This window comes from Klebsiella sp. K47 (genome assembly GCF_051858335.1).
GTDB classification, from domain to species: Bacteria; Pseudomonadota; Gammaproteobacteria; order Enterobacterales; family Enterobacteriaceae; genus Klebsiella; species Klebsiella pneumoniae.
The window spans coordinates 130,615-147,442 of record NZ_JBPYUI010000003.1 but is presented as its reverse complement, the minus strand read 5'-3'; the positions used below and the strand labels follow the sequence as shown (position 1 = coordinate 147,442).

The 16,828-nt window shown below is 55.8% G+C and carries 17 protein-coding genes; 4 read left to right on the top strand and 13 right to left on the bottom strand.

From position 1 onward, the window contains the following. The first annotated feature begins 171 nt into the window (after positions 1-171). Together hipB and RRF55_RS03955 are read left to right on the top strand one after the other, a co-directional pair. Complete coding sequence (gene hipB, locus RRF55_RS03960; protein ID WP_004176198.1) at positions 172-438, top strand: type II toxin-antitoxin system antitoxin HipB; 267 nt, start codon at positions 172-174, stop codon at positions 436-438. Then, complete coding sequence (locus RRF55_RS03955) at positions 438-1,760, top strand: type II toxin-antitoxin system HipA family toxin (RefSeq protein WP_023316847.1); 1,323 nt, start codon at positions 438-440, stop codon at positions 1,758-1,760. The genes hipB and RRF55_RS03955 overlap by 1 nt, the downstream gene beginning before the upstream one ends. A 16-nt stretch (positions 1,761-1,776) precedes the next feature. Here RRF55_RS03955 and RRF55_RS03950 read toward each other — a convergent pair whose 3' ends face one another. The 5 genes from RRF55_RS03950 to RRF55_RS03930 all read right to left on the bottom strand — a co-directional run bounded on the left by RRF55_RS03950 (position 1,777) and on the right by RRF55_RS03930 (position 8,056). Next, entirely contained in the window at positions 1,777-3,069 is a 1,293-nt protein-coding gene (locus tag RRF55_RS03950) for a glycoside hydrolase family 10 protein (RefSeq protein ID WP_032414911.1), read from the bottom strand. Between the two features lie 141 nt (positions 3,070-3,210). After that, positions 3,211-4,215, bottom strand: coding sequence for a fimbrial protein (locus RRF55_RS03945; RefSeq protein WP_004176196.1), 1,005 nt, complete (start codon positions 4,213-4,215; stop codon positions 3,211-3,213). After that, a complete protein-coding gene (locus RRF55_RS03940) occupies positions 4,203-6,704 on the bottom strand; it encodes a fimbria/pilus outer membrane usher protein (protein WP_064153112.1) in 2,502 nt (833 codons plus the stop codon). The genes RRF55_RS03945 and RRF55_RS03940 overlap by 13 nt, the downstream gene beginning before the upstream one ends. Positions 6,705-6,719: 15 nt before the next feature. Continuing rightward, the gene (locus RRF55_RS03935) at positions 6,720-7,415 is read right to left on the bottom strand and encodes a fimbrial biogenesis chaperone (RefSeq protein WP_025861922.1); all 696 of its coding nucleotides are present in this window, start codon (positions 7,413-7,415) and stop codon (positions 6,720-6,722) included. A 77-nt stretch (positions 7,416-7,492) separates the two neighbouring features. Next, positions 7,493-8,056, bottom strand: a complete 564-nt coding sequence (locus RRF55_RS03930) for a fimbrial protein (RefSeq protein ID WP_004143457.1) — start codon at positions 8,054-8,056, stop codon at positions 7,493-7,495. A gap of 443 nt (positions 8,057-8,499) precedes the next feature. Here RRF55_RS03930 and RRF55_RS03925 point away from each other — a divergent pair, with 443 nt between their 5' ends. Further along, positions 8,500-8,787: a hypothetical protein gene (locus RRF55_RS03925; RefSeq protein ID WP_032414916.1), complete on the top strand. Its 288-nt coding sequence runs from the start codon at positions 8,500-8,502 to the stop codon at positions 8,785-8,787. A 226-nt stretch (positions 8,788-9,013) separates the two neighbouring features. Here the strand turns inward: RRF55_RS03925 and map are convergent, their stop codons facing one another. The 3 genes from map to RRF55_RS03910 form a co-directional block, all read right to left on the bottom strand. Next, complete coding sequence (gene map, locus RRF55_RS03920) at positions 9,014-9,796, bottom strand: type I methionyl aminopeptidase (protein ID WP_004179825.1); 783 nt, start codon at positions 9,794-9,796, stop codon at positions 9,014-9,016. Continuing rightward, positions 9,777-9,995, bottom strand: coding sequence for a ParD-like family protein (locus RRF55_RS03915; protein ID WP_002904808.1), 219 nt, complete (start codon positions 9,993-9,995; stop codon positions 9,777-9,779). The genes map and RRF55_RS03915 overlap by 20 nt, the downstream gene beginning before the upstream one ends. Positions 9,996-10,284: 289 nt before the next feature. Continuing rightward, positions 10,285-10,533: a hypothetical protein gene (locus RRF55_RS03910; protein ID WP_002904810.1), complete on the bottom strand. Its 249-nt coding sequence runs from the start codon at positions 10,531-10,533 to the stop codon at positions 10,285-10,287. A 296-nt stretch (positions 10,534-10,829) separates the two neighbouring features. Here RRF55_RS03910 and RRF55_RS03905 point away from each other — a divergent pair, with 296 nt between their 5' ends. Continuing rightward, positions 10,830-12,485 (top strand): putative bifunctional diguanylate cyclase/phosphodiesterase, encoded by a 1,656-nt coding sequence (locus RRF55_RS03905; protein ID WP_032414917.1) that lies wholly within the window; start codon positions 10,830-10,832, stop codon positions 12,483-12,485. A 33-nt stretch (positions 12,486-12,518) separates the two neighbouring features. On the opposite strand, the gene iroE is transcribed toward RRF55_RS03905, so the two are convergent. The 5 genes from iroE to RRF55_RS03880 all read right to left on the bottom strand — a co-directional run bounded on the left by iroE (position 12,519) and on the right by RRF55_RS03880 (position 16,340). After that, positions 12,519-13,454, bottom strand: a complete 936-nt coding sequence (gene iroE / locus RRF55_RS03900) for a siderophore esterase IroE (RefSeq protein ID WP_004148380.1) — start codon at positions 13,452-13,454, stop codon at positions 12,519-12,521. A 186-nt stretch (positions 13,455-13,640) separates the two neighbouring features. Then, on the bottom strand, positions 13,641-13,781 hold the full coding sequence (locus tag RRF55_RS03895; RefSeq protein WP_002904814.1) for a hypothetical protein: 141 nt from the start codon (positions 13,779-13,781) through the stop codon (positions 13,641-13,643). A gap of 24 nt (positions 13,782-13,805) precedes the next feature. After that, positions 13,806-14,045, bottom strand: coding sequence for a hypothetical protein (locus RRF55_RS03890; protein WP_002904816.1), 240 nt, complete (start codon positions 14,043-14,045; stop codon positions 13,806-13,808). Between the two features lie 416 nt (positions 14,046-14,461). After that, a complete protein-coding gene (locus RRF55_RS03885) occupies positions 14,462-14,905 on the bottom strand; it encodes a PTS sugar transporter subunit IIA (RefSeq protein WP_002904819.1) in 444 nt (147 codons plus the stop codon). Then, complete coding sequence (locus tag RRF55_RS03880; protein WP_004143440.1) at positions 14,895-16,340, bottom strand: sugar porter family MFS transporter; 1,446 nt, start codon at positions 16,338-16,340, stop codon at positions 14,895-14,897. Before RRF55_RS03880 ends, RRF55_RS03885 begins: the two co-directional genes overlap by 11 nt. Positions 16,341-16,828: the final 488 nt, after the last annotated feature.

The following is a 16,828-nucleotide window of genomic DNA, read 5'->3' as shown; positions in this document are numbered from 1 at the left end:
CGCCACCGGGCATGTACAGGTGGCTCCGGCGATCATCCTTCCTGTTTTATCCCCACACAAGGATAATTATTCTCCTATCCCCACCAGGGGATATCCTTGACATTATCCCCTGTAGGGTATAAAACCAAGTTTATCCCGACAGGGGGATAAATGATGGTAAGGAACAAGGCGATGAATTCCCCGCAGATATACAGTCCCGTGCAGCTGGCCAATTACCTGAAGCTGCTGCGCCAGCAGAACCACTGGACCCAGGATGCGCTGGCCAGGCGGATCGGCATTAAGCAGGCCACGCTGTCCAATTTTGAAAATCACCCCGACAAAACCACCTTAACCACGCTGTTTAAGATCCTCCAGTCGCTGGGGGTGGTGATGATGCTGAACGCCAAAGCTGCTGAGACGGCGCCGGCTCCCGATAACAACACGGACCTTGACTGGTAATGGCGACGCTTACCACCTGGATGAACAATGTGCGCGTGGGAACCTTAACCCGCCAGGCTAACGGGGCGCACAGTTTTCGCTATGACGAAGAGTGGCTGCGCAGCCCGCGCGCCAGACCGCTCTCCCTCTCACTGCCGCTGCAGTATGGCAATATCACTGCCGACGCGGTGTATCACTATTTTGATAACCTGCTGCCCGATAGCCCGCAGGTCCGCGACCGGATCGTCAGGCGCTATCAGGCGCGCTCGAAGCAGCCGTTCGATCTGCTGGCCGAAGTCGGGCGGGATAGCGTAGGGGCGGTGACCCTCCTGCCGCCGGGGGAAGAGGCGCACCTGGAAGGATTACGCTGGCAGACGCTGGACGAGGCGCAGCTCACCGCTTTGCTGACCGCTTACCAGTCGGATATCCCCCTCGGGATGATTACCAGCCAGGACGATTTCCGTATCTCGGTGGCCGGCGCCCAGGAGAAAACGGCGCTGCTGCGGATGGGCGAGCAGTGGTGTATTCCGCAGGGCGCCACGCCGACCACGCATATCATTAAGCTGCCCATCGGCGAGATAAAGCAGCCCAATGCGACGCTAGATCTGCGTGAAAGCGTGGATAATGAGTATCTGTGCCTGGCGCTGGCCAGAGAACTGGGCCTGGCGGTGCCGGAAGCGGAGATCATCGCCACCCCGCGGATCCGCGCCCTGGCGGTAACCCGCTTCGACCGGCGCTGGGCGCAGGAGGGACGGGTGCTGCTGCGTCTGCCGCAGGAGGATCTGTGTCAGGCTTTTGGCCTTCCTTCAGCGATGAAATATGAGTCTGACGGCGGGCCGGGTATCGCCGCGATCATGACCTTTCTGCTGGGCTCGAGTGAAGCGCTGAAAGATCGCTATGACTTTATGAAGTTCATGGTCTTCCAGTGGCTGACGGGGGCGACGGACGGTCACGCAAAAAACTTCTCAATTTACCTGTTGCCCGGCGGCAGCTACCGCTTAACACCGTTCTACGACATTATTTCGGCGTTTCCGGTGCTGGGCGGCACGGGACTGCATCTGCGCGATCTGAAGCTGTCGATGGGGCTCAATGCCACAAAAGGGCGTAAAACAGAGATTAACGCCATCTATCCGCGTCATTTTCTGGCGACGGCCAAAGCGGTGAACTTTCCCCGAGAGCAGATGTTGGCGATCCTCCAGGAGTTTGCCGGGCATGTGCCGCAGGCAATCGAAAGCGCTCGCCGGACGCTGCCGGCGGACTTTTCCAGCCACGTCTGGCAGGCCATTACAGAGAACATGCTGAAGCTGCACGCCCGCCTGCAGCAAGGGCTGCAGGCGCTATAGCAGAGCCGGCTGGCGGCTAGCTCTGCGGCTGCCCCCAGCGGCTGCGCAAATAGTTAACCGCCTGCCGGGTTTGCGGCTGATTGAGGTTGTTTTCGCGGAACAGGATGGTGCCCTGGATCTGCGGCAGAGTCTCATTGAGATCGAGCTGCTTTTTCAGCTCCGGCACGCCGCCATCCACCGTCCAGTCAGGCTCGTTTTTGGACGGTTCACCCACCTTGTACAGCGCCACGCCGATATACAGCCGGGTATGCGTCGGTTTAACCACCTCGGCCCACCAGTTGGCCAGCACATCATAGCGCGCGGCATCGCGGGCAAACGGCCAGTAGATCTGCGGCGCGATGTAGTCGAGCAGTCCCTGCTGCACCCAGCTGCGGGTATCGGCATAGGATTCATCATAGGCGGCCGCGCCCCGGGTATCGGACCCCGCCGGATCGTGGGAGCGGTTGCGCCACACCCCGGCCGGGCTCACGCCAAACTCGACGTTCGGATTGAGCTTTTTGATGGTGGTGGAAACCTGGGCTATGAGCTGCTGGGTGTTATGCCGCCGCCAGTCGCCCTTCGAGGCATAGCCCTGCCCGTAACGGCGGAAAGTCTCGTTGTCGTTAAGCGGGGAAGAGGCGGTTTCGGTATAGAAATAGTCATCGAACTGCACGCCGTCAATCGGGTAGTTCTGCACCACTTCAGCGACGATGCTGGTGATCCAGTCACGCGCTTCGGGAATGCCCGGGTCGAGAACAAAGCGATCGCTGGCGGTGCGGATCCAGTTACGGTGCAGGACGAACACGCTGGCCGGTACCTGAGTAAGGGTGTTGTTCAGCTCGGCAATCGTCGACGGTTTGGTGTTGACCGAGACGCGGTAGGGGTTAAACCACGCGTGAACCTTCATGCCGCGCTTGTGCGCTTCATCCAGCATAAACTGCAGCGGATCGTAGCCAGGGTATTCGCCGATTTTGCCGGTCAGCATATCGGACCACGGCAGAATATCCGACCGCCAGAGCGCCGTACCGTCCGGTTTCACCTGGAAAAAGACGGTGTTGATCCCCAGGCGCTGCAGGTTATCGAGTTTAGCGATCAGCGCCAGCTTCTGCTGCGTGATGCGGCTCTCCGGCGTGCTGGCGATAATCGACCCGACCGGCGGCCAGTCAAGGCGCGAAACGGTGGTGAGCCACACGCCGCGCACCGGCTCCCGGTGCGCCTGCCCGGCTTTGATGGCGGCAGCGTTCGGCGGCGTGACAAGGGATTTAGGGGCTTTACTGGTGCAGCTGAACAGCATGCCAGCGGCGATGAGCGCCGCGCCTGCCAGCGCCACTTTGCTGGCTAAGGGGAATCGACGAGAATGGCTGATGATGAACTCCCGTGTACTCAGATCGTCGCGTGTAGGCGCTATTCTCTTACTATTCGCCGGTCAGAGCAATTCCTTCATCCGCTTCATCCGTCGGTTCGCCATCGCCTAGTCATAATGCAAGGTATAGGTCGCGACGGCCGACACCTGACCGGCGGTGATCCGGGAACGTGTCTGGTAGTAGCGGGCAGTGAGCGGCAGGGTAAACCGGCCCGCGCTCGCGCTGCCCAGCGTCATCTCATGATTCAGTACGACCGGCTGACGATGGTAAAGCAACTGCACGCCAATACCCTGCGCCCGATCGTCGGTGGCGTCATTGCGCAGAACGCCATGCCCCCGGGCGGAGAGGGGCTCCGCGCCGTCAACTCGCAGGGAAATCGTGACCGCGCTGTTGCAATCCAGCTGCAGCGCAAAAGGGGTGTCGCCGGTGGTTTTGCCGACGCCGCCGAAGTGGTCAAGCATCGCCGCAGGGAGCTTGATCAGGGCTGGCGTGGCGTCATTCACTGAACATCCCGCGGTGCTGATCCTGCCGGTTAAGTCTAACGCGGCCAGCGGGGTATGCTCCGCCATTAAAAAGCGCTCGCTGTGATACTCAAGCTCGCCCGGCGTCGCAGCGGGACCGGTTTTAATGAGCTCAATCGTCAGGCGGAAATAGCCCAGTTTCCACACCGCATCGGGCAAGGCGGCGGGATTGTCCACCCGTTGGCTAAACGGCGAGGGCGTCGGCCGGTCAGGAAAGCCGCCATAGCTGCCGATAGCGCGCAGCGATACGCGAACGCCAATGCCGGCGAGATTAGTTTGATAAACCGTCGGTCGCGTCACTCCCCCGGACAGCAGACTGTCCAGCAGCAGCGGCGACAGCCCGTGCGGGTCGTCCGCGCAGCGGATCCACTGTTCGCCGCCGTCGCTAAGGCGGTTCCAGGCGAAACTTTTATGATACAGCGGGGTGCCGGGTCTGGCGTCAGCCGGAACCGTGAGCTGCCCCACGTTCAGCCGAAGGGTGGAGGCCTGGCCGCGGACAAACACTGGCGTACAGGCCCATCCGCTGGCGGCCGGTAACAGAGTGAATAACAGCGTCAGGGCGACCCGACGCAGGAGAGTTAAAAAGGACATGATAACGTCTGCTGTAAAATGAGTGGATGGGGGGTCTGCGCCAGCGTCGGGGTGAGATCGTAGCGGGCGCTACAGCGCTGCTGAGGGCCCGGCCCCCATTGCGCATAAAGGGTGCCTTTTGGCGCCAGGCCGGCCAGGTACACCTGACCCTCGCTGGCAACGATGCTGTTGGTGTCTTTGGCGCGTACTTCGCTGCCAAAGGGCAGCGGTTGTCCCCGCGACTGCAGCGTAAACAGCGCCTTATAGCCAACGTGGGTGTGAAAGCGCGCCAGAACCACCGCGTCTTTGGTAGGGACCAGCGTCACGGTGCTGTTGGCCAGATCCACATTCTCCGGCAGCGAATGGCTGTCGAGAGAGACGTCGTTGCGGTGATAGGCGGTGGCGAAGGGCAGCACGGCGTACCCGTCACCATTGGTGGCGATGGTTTTCTGGTTGGCGAGGGTCACACCCCCGGCGCCACCGGCGTCAATCAGGACGACAGCGCCATTCATTTCCGGTGTAAAGACTACCCCGTGGCGGTGAATCAGAATGCCCCCGCTGGCGCCGTAGTTCAGACGAGCGGCCTGCGAATCGTGGCTGTAGCCGAGATTCAGATCGCCTCTTCCACTGCTGTACCCGGCCGTCAGGCTGCCGCTGGACCCGTTTTGCCGATCGCGGGTTTGGCTGACGGCGTAGCTAAGCGCGTGATTGTCCAGCAATGTGCCGTTGAGGCTGACCATCTGACTGCCAACGCTGTGGCGGGAGGAGGTCAGGGTATAGCCGGCATAGCTCCCCGGCAGCAGGTGGCTCAACGGCACGGAAAGTGACAATGTCACCACTTTGTCGGAATGCGGCTCGTCATCCTCCTCGTCACCGTGGCTGCTGCGGGAGCCGCTGTAGCTGAGCGACCACGCGATACCGTGAACCTGGCTGCTGATCCCCATATTGGCGGTACGCTGTGAGGCGCCCCCTGACCAGTAGCTGTCCTGGTCGAGACTCAGATAGAGGGTGATATCGTACGGCAGGCTCTGGCTGGCGGTGATTTGCAGGGTTGCTTTTTTGTTGTCGCTATCCTGCAGGTCGTCTTCGCTACCCGGGCTGGAAAACGCCTCGCTCAGCGTGGCATAGCGCTGATGCGAATAACGCCAGCCGGTGAAGGTGAACTGCGTGCCAAGACGATCAAAACCTTTGCTGTACTGGAGCTGCCAGGCCCGGCCATCGATCGGATCCTGCTGGTGCCGGTCGCGGGCGTTTAACAGCTGCAGCGAGAGCGCCCCGGCTTCTCCCAACCCCTGTCCTGCGCCGAGCGAGAGGTTATGGTATTGCGCCGCGCTCTGCAGTCCGCCAAACAGCGTCAGGTTATGGGCGAACCCGCGCATCAGCGACAGCTGCATCATCAACGGCCGCTGGCTGGCATCGTCGCTATGGTAGCGCCCGGCGACCAGGTTGTATTTCAGGCTGCCTTCGCGCTGCATGCTGGTCACCGAAGCATACGGCTGGGTGAAGCGGCGGATTTCGCCATCCGACTCTTTGACGGCAACCTCAAGATTGCCGCTGCTGGCGGTGGGATAAAGATCGTCAATCACGAACGCGCCGGGGGTGACGTAGGTTTGATACAGCACGTAGCCATTTTGCCGAACCGTGACCTGGGCGTTGGTTCTGGCAATCCCGCGGATGGTCGGGGCAAAACCTTTCTGCGAGTCCGGGAGCATTGCATCGCTGGAGGCGAGGGATATTCCCTGAAACTGTACCGCGTCAAACACATCGCCCGACGTGAAGGTATCCCCGAGGGTCAGTTCACTCTGCCAGCGCGTGAGGTCGCGCTCAAGCCAGGCGCCGCTGGTCGTCCACTGGGGCTTATCATCGCTGTTGGCGGTCAGGCTATTGCTGGCGCGCAGGCGCCAGGCGCCGACGTTCACGCCGCTTTTCAACATCAGATAGTTATCGCGCTCGGTGCTGCCCTCGCGGGTACGCTGGCTGGCGCCTGAATAACGATAGTTACTCTGAAAGGCGCTAATACCTTCGTCCCACAGCGCAGAGGGAACATTATCCCTCGCCCGGTGCGTCATCAGCGCCTGAGGAATGGTCATTACCAGCCGCTGATGAGCAAAATCGAAATTGACCGTGCTGCCCGGCAGCAGCGCGTTGAGTTCGGGACATGAGCGGGACGTTGCGCTGGGCGCCTGAGACAGCACGGCCGGGTTAACTCCGGCCTGCAGCAGATCTTCCGGCTTAAGGCAGGGCGTGAGCTGTCCGCGATCGTTCTGGCGAAACGTGACGGTCTTACGGGCGTCCAGCGTGAAGCCGTTGACCTGCCAGCTCACCGGATAGTCGCCTGGCGGCTGGCCCGCCTGCTGATTGAAGCGTTGCAGATCCACTGCCGGCAAATGGTCGTTTTTCTCCAGCAGATCCATATTAAAGGTCGCCTGGGCGTGCAAGAGCGCGCTCTGTCCGCCCAGCAGGATGGAGAGGCTGACGACGGTAACGGTATGAGCCGGGCCGTGGCGCATCGCGACATCAGACGCTTAGTGCGCCGAAACGGGGGCGCTAAACGTCTGCACAGCGCCAAAGTCATCCAGAATGCGCCAGCTCACCTCGCGGGCGCAGGCCTCGCCGGGGAGGGCATACTCTTCACGGCTGTGAGGAGCAATCACGCTGCGCTCAAGCGGCGTTTTCTGGTTCTGGCCCGCGCAGGTGAGCGTGGTGATAGTCACATAATAGGGGGAGGCATTCTCCGCCTGCAGGTGGTTGCCGCTGATCCGCCAGCGCAGGTGCTGCGCCGCGTCGAGCGCCGAGCCAGGGAGCCCTGCCGGGCGATAAATGAGCTTCAGTTGATTCTTTATAGCAAATTGCAGAATGTTCTCGCCAGCCGGCGCGGTATTGGCAGGAATCACTTTGATATTCAGGGTGAACAAACTTTCCCGATCGTTTGGCAGTTGCGCCGAGGTTAATAACACGCGGAGATCGTTGCTGTCTCCGGCATCCAGACGGAACAATGGCGGGGTGACGATAAACGGTGATTTATTATTATCAGCCAGATCGTCTACCCAGCTCTGAATAAGCACCGGATCGTGAGGATTGGTGTTTTTTACCGTGATGTCTGCCTCATGGCTTTGTTCATTATAGATGACACGTGTGCCGGCAATGGCAACCCCGGCGGCAGACGCCAGGAACGGGCAAAAGAGAAGGCTCAGGATAAAAGCCGCTTTATAACACTGCATAATTGAGGATCCGGTCACGAGAAATGAGAATAAGGGCAGGGGGACGCTGCCCTTGGAAAAGTGGCAATCAGGACATTCTATTCGTACACAATATCAATATTGGCCGTGGCATTAATATTGCCGGCAGTGACATCCTGTGAGGAATCGCTCTTCAGATCGGCAATAAAGTTAAATGCAATATCACCGTTTTCGTCGGCTTGCGAAACCGCCGTTTTGCTCTGCTTGTCAAAGGTCAGCTGAGTGCCTTCCGTTGAGCCGTCAGGGGAAGAGAAAACTTCAATGCCCACCCCTTTGGCGGTATCCGCGGCGTCAGAGAGCGCCAGCACGGCGGCGCTGGTGCCGTTAGCGTTGGTGTCCGGAGTACCTTCCAGGCTGATACTGATGTTCTGCGCCAGTGGGCAACCGGTGAGGTTGATGGTGAACGGCGTTTCTGCGGTTTTCGCTTCATGGGATTTCAGCGCCGACATATCGACGTTGCCAAAATCGACATTAACATCGCCACCGTTATTGGCGATCTGGCAGGACTCGTTAATAATTTTACCGGTGAAATTCAGTGTACCCGCCGCGCGGGCGGTGGTCACAGTAGCCAGACTTAAGGCCAGCAGTGAACCAACAACCAGCAGGGTGCCTTTTTCTTTCATACTCAAACCTTATTAAATAATCACAAGTTAACAAAAGCATTTAACATTTTTAAAGCATGTTTTTTATTTCTGTTCACAAAAAACGGTAAGCATCGCTAATGTATATTACCGTCGGGGGCGGGATTATACGGAGAACATCGTAAAGGCCCATTGATAAGATGTGTTAAGCTGTAACATTATTTATTTTTTGGTGTAAGTATAATCTCATTAAATATTGAAAAGAGTCCCATACGTATAATGCATTATTTCCGGGAGATAACTGTTCTGAGCAAATTTTACGAAAAGTTGTTGTTATTCCCGGCAGTTGACCGGGTGGCCCGGAATAATCATTTACGCTGCCGCTATTTTGCAGTAGCGTGGAGTGACGGCAGGAAGCCGCAGGTTGTAGGGCACAGAAACGATGCTGTGCCGCGCAGTGTCACCCGTTATCAAGGAAGATTGCTATGTCTCCATTCCGTCTCGCTCTGCTATGTCTGTGCCTGGCGCCGCTGGCGTCGTCTGCTGCGCTTTCCGGCCAGGTTCATTTTTCAGGACGGGTCATCAATCCGGCCTGTGTTATCGCCCCCCGGCACGATCGTATCGATGTCTCGTGCCAGCACCATTCACCGGAACAGGTCGCCTTGACAAACAACCGTCATCGCTACGCCATGCCGGACAATCGCGGTGAGGTCAGTATTCACTGGCGAAATGCGCAGCATAGTGAAGCGGATGTCATTATTCGCTATCGCTAAGGCAGGATAAAGGCAATGAAGAGTAAGCTGATGCAAGAAGGTAAAGGATAAACCGTTGTGCGGTTTATGCGCGCATCAGCCATAACCAGCGGGCAGACGCGCGCGCAGAAATCATTCATGAAAACAATTATTGCCGCCGCCCGGCGGCAGAATCAGGTGTCGTCTGGCGCCCAAGCGAGCTCCGGGATCGGAAAGCGGCCCACCGCCATAGAGAAAGGGAAGCAACTCAGCGGATCCGCGACTGTTCATCGTCGCGTAACGTCAGCACCTCAAAACCGTTGGCGGTGACGGCCACGGTGTGCTCCCATTGCGCGGAGAGTTTTTTATCGCGGGTAACCACCGTCCAGCCATCTTTTTTGGTTTTGATACGGCTGTCGCCCTGGTTGACCATCGGCTCAATGGTGAACACCATGCCTTCCTGCAGCACGGCGCCTTCTCCGGGGCGGCCGTAATGCAGCACCTGCGGTTCCTCATGCATTTCCTGACCGACGCCGTGACCGCAATATTCTCTGACCACGCTATAGCCATGTTCCTCCACCCAGCGCTGAATAGCGTGGCCAATATCGCCCAGCGTCGCGCCAGGCTTCACCACCTCAATGCCTTTCCACATCGCTTCATAGGTAGTCTTTACCAGCCGGCGGGCCAGCGGGGAGACATCGCCTATCAGGTACATCTTACTGGAGTCGGCAATCATGCCCGCTTTCTCGAGGGTGATATCGACGTTAACAATCATCCCGGAGCGCAGATGTTCGGTCGCTTTGGGGATCCCGTGGCACACCACATCGTTAATGGAAGTGTTCAACACATAGGGAAAATCGTATTGCCCCTTGCTGGCCGGGCGGGCGTGCAGCTGGTTGACGATAAAATCTTCCACTCGATCGTTAATCGCCATCGTCGTTACGCCGGGAACGATAAAAGTATCCAGCATATCAAACACTGACGCCAGCAGCTGGCCGGCATGGCGCTGCCGGGCGAGTTCGTCGGCGGTTTTAATGATTATTGATGGCATTGATCACCTCCAGCAGACGGTCAGAGCCGGATTTCAGCATCAGCAGTTTGATCTGCTGGTGGTTAAGCTCAGGGTAGAGTTCGCTCATCATGCCCAGACGGATCCAGTATTCCGCCTGGGCATTGACGGAGCGGGACATGGCTTTGCTGGCATCACGAATATCATCGTGCAGCAGATCGGAGATTTTGACGATTCCCATAGATATATACCGTAACGATTCGTATATACATCGTATACAATACAGCGCGGGATGTCCTTGGCATTTTGTGGCGTAGATGGCGAGCACCATGCAAAAAAGCCCGACCAGCGGGCTTATATTCAGCATTTTTTCGGGTTAAAAATTCGCGCTGTGCACCATGGCGAAAATTACCCATTAGATTATCGGTATGCAGAAAGAAAATAACATGATGGCGACGCATCAATATATTTTATGCAGGTGTTAATTTTGCGTATTAATATTCTCCCGTCAGGCCGGGAATCCGAAGGATTTACAGCGCGTCAGTGAGTTTATCCACCACCACTTTACCCGCATTATCGAACTGCGTAATGCGGAAACTGTCGCTCCAGGAGCGGCGGGTGGTGAAGCGGTCGAACAGGGATACCCGGCCTTTGCGCTGGCCATCTTTACTTAAAATAACCCATTCGGTCACCGAAGAATAATGCTGGCTATTGTCATGCCGACTCTGTTGTTCAACAAGCTGGTCTTCTTTTTCCACTTTTAAATAATCACGCAACATATTTAACCTCCATAGAAAGTATTATTAACATTACTCCTTTTATTTATTCTTTCAATCAAACTTTTTAATCAATAAAAGTAACTATTAGTGGGCGACCTAAGTGCAAAAATCGCGGGGAATATCACTCCTTCGGACGGCCTGGTCCACTACGCTTAACGAGAGCGTCCGCCGCGCCTACTGCGGTGTCCGGGTCAGAAAGAGGCCAACAAAAGGCCATATCCTTGTATTCTTAATAGGCGTAATTCTGCTATATCTAATGCGTTTTGCCACGATCAAGCCACAGAGAGCGCTGTACCATGAGTAACGATCACCTGACGGATATTGCCTATCGCCACTTTATTGAAAGCGTTAAAGATTATGCCATCTATATGCTGAGCGCCGACGGCACGGTCATTAGCTGGAATGAGGGCGCCCGCCGGGCAAAAGGGTACCTGAGCGACGAGATCATCGGTCGCTACTTCGGTCTCTTCTATAGCGAAGCTGAGCAACTCTCCGGTGTACCCGCAAAAAACCTGGAAATCGCCCTGCGTAGCGGGCAGTTTGAAGGGGAAGGCTGGCGGTATCGCAAAGACGGGTCCCGATTCTGGGCGCATGTCATGATCGATACCATCCGCGATGAGCAGAACACCCTGCTGGGTTTTGCCAAAATTACCCGCGACATTAGTGAACAGAAGGCGATTAACGACCGCATCGCCTGGATGGCGCGCTACGATGCGTTAACCGGTTTACCCAATCGGGTGGAGTTTTTTGAACGGGTGGAGAAGCTGATCACTGGAAATGATGCCCGCCGCTTTGCCATTATCACGATCGATTTAGACAAATTTAAAGAGATTAACGATCTGCAGGGCCATCTGATTGGTGACCAGCTGCTGCAGCGCGTGGCGGGCGCCGTGCTCAAAACGCTGCAGAAGGAGGAGATGGTCGCCCGCTTCGGCGGCGATGAGTTTGTGGCCGTTAAACCTTTTTCCGATGAGGGTGAAGTGGATGCCTTTGCTGCGCGCCTGTGGCACTGCTTCAGCGGTAAGCAGACGTTTGCCGCGACGGAAGTGGTTCTCTCCGCCAGCATTGGCATCTCAGTCTACCCGGAGGACGGCACGGATATTAATACGATACTGAGCAATTCCGATCTGGCTATGTATCGGGCAAAAAGCAGCCTCGACCATAAGATTTGCTGGTATGAACGTGAAATGGATGACAAGACGCGGCAGCGCAATATGATGGCCGCCGATATCCGGCGCGGTATTCACGCCGGGGAGTTTTCGCTCCACTATCAGGCTATCCGCAACATCAAAGATCGTAGCATCACCGGTTACGAGGCGCTGCTGCGCTGGCAGCATCCGCAGCTGGGGACGATCCCACCGGACGTGTTTATTCCCATCGCCGAAGAGAGCGGCGCCATCGTGCCCTTAGGTTACTGGGTGCTCGAGCAGGTGTGTAACGAATCGCTGGAAAATGGTTTGAACAGAAAAGTTTCGGTCAATATCTCTCCGGTGCAGTTGCGTCATCGTAGCTTTATCGAAAAAGTCCGCGAGATCCTGATGCGTACCGCCTACCCGGTCAGTCTGCTGGAGTTTGAGGTCACCGAAACGGCGTTTGTGATCAATAAACAGCTGGCGTTCAGCGTTCTGCATCATCTGCAAAAAATGGGGATCAGTATTGCGCTGGATGACTTTGGCACCGGTTACTCCTCCCTGAGCATGCTGCGCGATTTTCATTTCGACGTCATCAAACTCGACCGCAGCTTTATGACGGATGTGGAGAGCAACCCTCAGGTACGCTCATTCGTGCGAGCCATTATTTCGCTGGGCAATTCGATCAATACGCCGCTTATCGCCGAGGGGGTGGAAACGGCTGGACAACTGCAGATCCTCGAAGAGGAGGGATGTGACGAGATGCAGGGATTTCTGTTCGGCGAGCCGGTCGATATCAAACACCTGCCCGACCGGCGCTGATGCGCCCACCCTCCGCTGGTGGGCGTAAGGGCGTTACTGATGCGCAAGCGCTGCCTGCCCGGAAAGATGCAGCAGCGCCGAGCGCAGCGAGACCTCGAACATCTGACCGTGCGTCAGGCCGGGGTAGCGCCAGAAGGCTACGGTCAACCCTTTACTGGCAAGCTGCTGTTGGGTTTGACGCAACACCTCAAGCGAGGCCTCGTGCCCGGACGGCTCTCCACGGGCTTTACCGTCACCCTCGAGTAGGTACAGCGATTTCCCGCGAAAGCGGACGGCATCAAGACTTTGGCTTGCCTGCAAAGGCGATTGCAGGGCCTGACCTAGCGACGGGCTGGCGGAATAGTAGATCCCAAACGGCGAAGCCTTCCTCCACGCGTCGAGCACAAACAATCCGCCGTAGGAGTGGCCCCAGATAGCGCGCTGGTGGGGATCTATTTTCAGGTTAGCTTCCGTCTGGGGAACCATCGTTTCGGTCAGCAGCTGGCGAAAAACATCATTGCCGCCGGTTTTACGCGGCGGTAGCGCGGGTTTCCCGGCGCGAGGCTCATGCGTCTTTAGCGGTGGGGTGTAATCCCAGGCGCGGGCTGCGGTATCAAAGGGCAGCGCGGTCTGGTAGCCGATAGCGACGATCACCGGCGGGGAGCCGGCGAAGAGCTGCTGCAGAAACGCGTCGTCGAGTTTATCCATCACCGCGTTGCCATCCAACATATACAGTACCGGATAGCCGGCGGCGGGCGGGGCTTTGTCCGGCACTGCGGTCCATACCCGGTAGTGACGTTCGCCATCGGCAGAGTCATACTGGCGTTGCGTAAAGTGGTAAAACGCCGACCCTTTATCCGCAATGTTCGGCCCCAGCGGCTGAAGATCCGGCCGGGCAATACTGCCGCTGCTGTAGAAGAGTGCGCCAATCGCCAGCGTCAGCAGCCCGCTCGTACGACCTGTTGTGATGCTCCCTGAACTCAACTTCACCTCGTCTGTCCCCCTGTTTTGTTGCTTCTGGCGTTATTGTGGGCTGACACGTTAGCACAGCTTTTATGATAATGGTTCTCATTTCTTTTTCTGGCGTTGCCACAAACTGTATGCTGGGGGAGCGGGTGACGGGATAAACGGAGATGACGAAGAGAAGGCCCCCTGTAGGCGGTCATAAAAGAAAATTCAGGAACGATCGTGAAGGTGACTCAACAGTTTTTTGACCAGCGGAGTGAGCGCAATAAACAGCAGCGCAATAATTACGATCAGCAAGAGCGTCAGCCCTTTATGGTGGCTGATAAGCACCAACAGCATCGCCAGCGTCATGGTATGATCCTTTAATAGATGGCGTTAACCACCGCCAAGGTGAATAAAATTCAACAGAATGGTCATGACCACCCAGGCCAGCAGCAGATAGCGTCGTTTATCGCGTCGAGCTTCCAGCGCAGCAAAATAGTTAGCGCTGTACCAGGTCGATATGATAATAGCCAGCGTGATGATGACCTGCCAGATCGCCTCGCTGAAACCGGTGACGCTGCTTATGCCACGAAAGCAGAGGACAATCGCAATACCGTTAAACGCATTACACATCAGCCATCCCCACAGACTTGCGGGTCGGCTAAATAAATATCCCAATCGTAAAACCAATGTCGTATTCACCCTGCTAAAATAATCGCGCTGTAAAATGCATTTTAACGATCGAACAGGTATTGATATAAATCAAAACTAATGGAATACCGCAGGAATCACTGGCGTACGGTGCTAACAGCGCGAGCAATAAACCTGAGGGTGAGTAGCTCTGAAGAATATTTAACTCATTGTTTTAATGGGATTTTAGTTATGAAATGCCTGCGCTAATGCGCGTACTTCAAGCAAGTAGCAATACGTTGGTTTCTCTGGTTATTATTGCCATTGAGGTTATAACGGGGAGAATCAGATTATTCGCCATGTTTGCTGGGCGAGGGGTGAAAATCCGACCGGGGCCAGAGCTCCGGTCGGTGTCATACTTAATGGGGCAAGGCGTTATGCTGCAGAATTTTCAGGAAATCATGTTTGTCAGAGATTAATGACAGTGCATTAGCGATCAGCTCATCGCTAAATATCGAGGCAATTTCCTTGAGTACGTCAATATGCTCTTTCTCTTTCGCGATCACGCCGATGGCAATAAACATTACATTGCTCCGATCCCAGATTACGCCATCAGGAAACTGATAGATCTCAATCCCGGTTTTAAGGATGATATCCGTCGCGGATTTCGGCAAATGCGGCAGGGTGATGCCATTGCCTAAAAAGGTCGAGACCTGATGTTCACGCTCCAGCAGAAAGTGGACACATTCCTGATTGACATAGCCTTTGGCTTTAAACTCCGCGCCGATCATGGCGATGACTTCCGCTTTATTACTGGCTTTGCAGCCAATATGCAGATTATCCAGCGTGATGTTATCGATCATAACCAACCTCCCTGGTGAGACGAGTGGATTTTTTATCTTCATGGTTTGCTGACAGCTCTGCTTCTAACTGCTCAAGCGATTTATTGGAGGTCTCGGGCAGGGCAAAGACCACGAAAAGAATGGCTAAATAGTTAATGGCGGCGAAGATAAAGAAGACTGGCCCAAGGCCCAGTTTTGCCTGCAGCAGCGGGAACAGATAGCTGACCACCGCGTTCATGATCCACATGAAAAATACCGAGATCCCCATCGACAGCCCGCGGAATTTCAGCGGGAACAGTTCGGCTAATACCACCCAGGTAATAAAGCCCATGGAGCCCTGCATCACGCCGACGAACAGCGCGCCCAGCAGCCAGATGGCGGTAGCTTTCAGGTCACCCACCAGGGTGTAATCGACAGCGGCGATAATCAGATGCAGGGTTGCCATAATGGCGAAACCGTAGATGATGATTGTCTTACGTTTGAAGCGGTCGACAAGGAACAGTACCCCGATCAGCATACCGCCCACGGAGAAAACACCGTTCAGCACGTTGCAGATCAGCGAAGTACGCTCTGAGAAACCGGCGGCACTCAGGATTTCCGTACCGTAATACATAATGACGTTAACGCCGGTGGTTTGCTGCAGTGCGGCCCAGGTAATGCCGACCAGCAAAATTTTGAGGATCCAGGGTGTTTTGACAATCGTCGCAAAGGTGCTCTGGGCGCTGTACTTATTACCAGCTTCAATTTTGATCAGGGTAGAGATGTCATCGTACTCCTTCTGCGCGCGTTCCGCCGGGCGGATTTGTTTGAGGATATGCAGCGCTTCATCATGACGATTTTTGCTGATCAGCCAGCGCGGGCTTTCCGGCGCGCGCCACATGCCAACGAACAGGCAGATGGCCGGAATCGCTTGTACCAGCAGCATATAGCGCCAGACGTCCGGCAGATGGCCCCAGATGATGCCAATGATCGCGTTGATGGCAAACGCCGCCAGCTGGCCAATGACGATGGCGACTTCATTCAGGCCGGTCAGCTTGCCGCGCATCTCGGTAGGCGCCACTTCTGAAATAAAAGTGGGGGCGGTGACCGAAGCGCCGCCGACGGCATAGCCCAGCAGGGCGCGGGCAATCAGCAGGGTAGTGATATCGGGGGCCGCGGCGGAAAGCAACGCGCCGATGAGAAAAACAAAGGAGAGAAAGAGTAAATATTTACGCCGGCCGAAGTAATCGGCAAATTTGCCGCCAAACACGCTGCCCAGCGCGGCGCCGACCAGCAGAACGCTCATTACCAGCCCTTCGGTGGTTGGGGTCAGCGCCATGTACTGCTTCAGTGAGGAAAAGGCGCCGTTGATAACGCCGGTGTCGTAACCGAAAAGCAGGCCGCCGAAGGTGGCCACTAAGGTGATCTGATGAAGTCGTTTTCTCTGTTGCTGGTTCAGGTTTGTTATAAATGACATGGTAGTCCCTTTATTTTGTTGAACGACACAAGATAAAAATACATCTCCCCAGTCAGGATTTATCACGCCTGTGTTGTCGTATCTAACTGAATTAAATGATTTTCTTCTTTGTGTAATTGCTCAGCACAAGGCAGGGTACGCTAAGCAATGGCGGTCAAAGAGGTTTACGGCTTGGTGTTGACATGGATGTAGTCGATATCCGTTCTCCTTTGCGGGTTAGCGGTCTTTAGTGCGTCAGTCGCGACGACATTTGCCGATGAACAGCGCTCTGGTGTGGCACGTTGCTGTCGCTCCGGCGATTTACCGTGGTAAGAATATGGCACAAAGAAATGGAATGAACATGCAACAAGATCACATTATGAAAATTTAATTTCAATTCAGTGTTGCAGAATGGTAAATGCATGAAGCCAATCACAAAGGCTAAAGGGAGTATATCCCCATGAAAAGCAGGTTAAATTTACAGTGAGGTAATAACGATGTTGTTTTCA